Source organism: Nonomuraea sp. NPDC003201, assembly GCF_053590415.1.
Window position 1 is genome coordinate 1 of record NZ_JBSFTC010000646.1, and the last position, 2651, is coordinate 2651.

At 71.9% G+C, this 2651-nt stretch carries 3 protein-coding genes and 1 pseudogene; all 4 read left to right on the forward strand.

The window, feature by feature from the left end:
* Nucleotides 1-590: oligopeptide/dipeptide ABC transporter ATP-binding protein (locus tag ACWDX9_RS62180; protein ID WP_449973260.1), on the forward strand; the 590-nt coding region annotated here is incomplete at its 5' end.
* Entirely contained in the window at nt 587-1603 is a 1017-nt protein-coding gene (locus tag ACWDX9_RS62185) for an oligopeptide/dipeptide ABC transporter ATP-binding protein (protein WP_449973261.1), read from the forward strand. The genes ACWDX9_RS62180 and ACWDX9_RS62185, both read left to right, overlap by 4 nt.
* 5 nt (nt 1604-1608) lie before the next feature.
* Nucleotides 1609-1914: pseudogene (locus tag ACWDX9_RS62190) on the forward strand (aldehyde dehydrogenase family protein); the annotation flags it as partial.
* Nucleotides 1915-1945: 31 nt separating this feature from the next.
* Nucleotides 1946-2651 (forward strand): aldehyde dehydrogenase family protein (locus tag ACWDX9_RS62195; protein ID WP_449973262.1); only part of this gene is annotated, 706 nt, incomplete at its 3' end.

Consider the following 2651-nt stretch of genomic DNA (forward strand, 5'->3'; position numbering starts at 1 on the left):
TCGGGATCGGGGATCCCGACCGCCGCGCCGGTGAGCATCCACACCAGATGTCCGGCGGCATGGCCCAGCGCGTCATGATCGCCATGGCGCTGGCCGCCCACCCGGACGTCCTCATCGCCGACGAGCCCACCACCGCCCTCGACGTCACCGTCGAAGCGCAGATTCTCCGGCTGATCGCCGCCATGCAGGTCGAGACCGGAATGTCGGTCCTGTTCATCTCCCACGACGTCACCACCGTCGCCTCCATCGCCGACCGCATCGCCGTCATGTACGCGGGCCGCATCGTCGAGGACGGACCGGCCGCCGAGGTCATCACCGCCGCCGAGCACCCCTACACCCAGGCGTTGCTGCGCTGCTCCACCCTGCAGACCGACGACACCGGCCATCTGCACACCATCCCCGGCAACGCCACCGCGGCACGCGCGGTCAGTCACGGCTGCCGCTTCCGCCCGCGCTGCGACGTCGCGGCCAGTGACGGGGAACTGGGCTCCCACTGCGACAGCGAGGAACCCGATCTCGCCGGCTGCGGCACCCGTCGCAGCTCACGCTGCTGGGTCACCATCGACCCCCGACGACGGGTCCCGGTATGAACGACCCCGCGCAGAGCTCCGACATCGCCGTCATCGACCACGTCACCAAGCACTATCCGTTGGCGCGGAACGGCTTCGGGCGCCGGCCGCACGTGCACTCCGTCGACGACGTGTCCCTGGCCATCCGCGAGGGGGAGGTACTGGGGCTGGTCGGCGAGTCCGGCTCGGGCAAGAGCACTCTGGCCCGGCTCCTGCTCGGCCTCGTACCGATCGACTCCGGACGGATCGAGGTCGATCGGTTGAGGGTCGGCAAGCTGCGCGGCGCCCAGCTCCGTCAGCTGCGCCGGTCGGCGCAGCTGGTCTTCCAGGACCCGCACTCCGCGCTGGACCCGCGCATGACGCTGCGGGAATCGATGCTCGCCCCCCTGCAGCAACACCGCATCGGCACGCCGCAGGAACGCCTGCGGCGGGTGACCACCGCGCTGGCGGAGGTCGGCCTGGACCACAGCTTCCTGGAGCGCCGGCCGGGCGACTGCTCCGGGGGGCAGTTGCAGCGGGTGGTCATCGCCAGAGCCCTCCTGCTGGAACCCAAGCTGCTCGTCTGCGACGAGCCCGTGTCGGCCCTGGACGCCTCGGTGCAGGCGACCATCCTGAACCTGCTGGTCGATCTGCGCCGGTCGCGCGGGCTGAGCATGCTGTTCATCTCCCACGACCTGAGGGTGGTGAAGTTCCTCGCCGACCGGGTGGCGGTTCTCTACCTCGGGCAGATCGTGGAGATGGCCACGCACGACGACATCTTCACGGGCGCCCTGCACCCCTACACCCTGGCGCTGCTGCACTCCGGTCAGGGACACCGCATCGACGCCGGTGAGCCGGACCAGCTGAAAGGCGAGCCGCCCAGCCCCGTCTCTCCGCCTCCCGGCTGCCGCTTCAACACCCGCTGTCCGCTGGCCACCGACCATTGCCGCACCGAGCAACCCGACCTCGTCGACAACGGAAACGGCCACTACGTCCGCTGTCACCGCTCCGCGGAGAGCCGGAGCCGGCTGGTCGTTGAGGAGATCCCCGCATGAGCCTGATGACCGGACAAACCGCCCCGTCCGCCGCCACCCGCTGGACTCCGCCCGGTAAGGCGTTCGCCGGGGGACGCTGGCGGGAGACCGAACGGCACACCGCCGTCACCGACCCCGAGACCGGCGCCTTCCTCGGCGAGGTCGCCGACAGCACCGCCGCGGAAGTGCGCGCGGCCGTCGACGCGCTCGTGGACACCTTCCGGGCCGGCACCGCCGCCGACCGTGCCGACTGGCCGCTGTGGCAGCGCCGGGAGGCCCTGCACCGTGCCGCCGAACTGCTGAGGCGGCAGGCCGAACGGTTCACCGCCATCGTGGGCTCCGAGGGTTGCAAGACGGTCAGGGATGCCCGCCGGGAGGTGGCCCGGGCGGTGGGAGACCCTGCAGCTGTCCGCCGGTGCGGGACACGCCCTGCAGGGCGCCAGCGTGCCGTTCGAGGACACCTCCCGTGGCGCGGACCGGCTCGGGTGGAGCAGCAGGGAACCGCTGGGGGTCGTCGCCGCCATCACCCCGTTCAACGACCCGCTGAACCTCGTGGCGCACAAGGTCGGCCCGGCGCTGCTGTCCGGCAACGTCATCGCGGTCAAGCCGCACGAGGCGACGCCGCTGTCCGCGCTCGCCCTGGCCGAGCTGCTCCTCGAGGCGGGCGTTCCCGGCGACCGGATCGCCGTGCTGCCGGGCGGCCCGACCGCCGGGCGGGAGCTGGTGTCGCACCCCGGCGTCGACGTCGTCTCCTTCACCGGCGGGATCCGCACCGCCGACGAGGTGGCCCGCCTGGCCGGCGCCCGAACCCTGCTGATGGAGCTGGGCGGGTCCAACCCCGTCATCGTCGACCACGGCGTGGACCTGATGGCGGCCGCGCAGGCGATAGCCGAAGGGGCGTTCGGGTGCGCGGGACAGAACTGCCTGTCGGTGCAGCGCGTCTACGTGGTCGCCCAGCACTACGACGAGCTGCTCGGCCACCTGACCCATATGACCTCGCACCTGAGCGTCGGCAGCAAGCATGACGAGACGACCGACGTCGGGCCGCTGCTCCACGCGGCGGCCGCGC

Excerpts from the sequence above, each read along its gene's own strand:
- ACWDX9_RS62185 (WP_449973261.1), top strand. The coding sequence starts at position 587 with ATGAACGACCCCGCGCAGAGCTCCGACATCGCCGTCATCGACCACGTC.